We start from the raw sequence: 584 nt of genomic DNA on the forward strand, positions 1-584 counted from the left end.
TTCAAGACCACCTTCCGCGTCGTGGCTGACGACGTGCACCTGGGTGGCACGCTGGGCAAGTACGCCGTGACCGAACTCAAGGGCAAGACGATCGCGGTGATCGACGACCGCACCGCCTACGGCCAAGGCGTGGCCGACGAGTTCGAAAAGGGTGTCAAGGGCGCTGGCGGCGCGATCGCCAAGCGTGAGTTCACCAACGACAAGGCGACCGACTTCACCGCCATCCTGACCAGCATCAAGGCCGCCAAGCCTGACGTCGTGTTCTACGGCGGCATGGACGCGGTGGCCGGCCCGATGATCCGCCAGATGAAGCAGCTGGGCATCACCGCCAAGTTCATGGGCGGCGACGGCATCTGCTCGGGCGAGCTGCCCAAGCTGGCGGCGGGCGCCATGGCCGATGGCCAAGTGGTGTGCGCCGAAGCCGGTGGCGTCGAAGGCGCCCAGAAGACGGCCATGGACAAGTTCAAGGTCGACTTCAAGAAGAAGTTCAACGCCGATGTGCAGATCTACGCCCCGTACGTCTATGACGCCACGATGGTGATGGTCGACGCCATGGTCAAGGCCGGCTCGGCCGACCCGAAGGT

The 584-nt window shown here is 64.7% G+C and carries 1 protein-coding gene; it reads left to right on the plus strand.

The features are described 5' to 3' along the window. Positions 1 to 584 (plus strand): branched-chain amino acid ABC transporter substrate-binding protein (locus AACH06_RS30135; RefSeq protein ID WP_341429530.1); only part of this gene is annotated, 584 nt, incomplete at both ends.

Origin of the sequence: Ideonella lacteola (genome assembly GCF_038066555.1) — a bacterium.
Lineage (GTDB): Bacteria > Pseudomonadota > Gammaproteobacteria > Burkholderiales > Burkholderiaceae_C > Ideonella > Ideonella lacteola.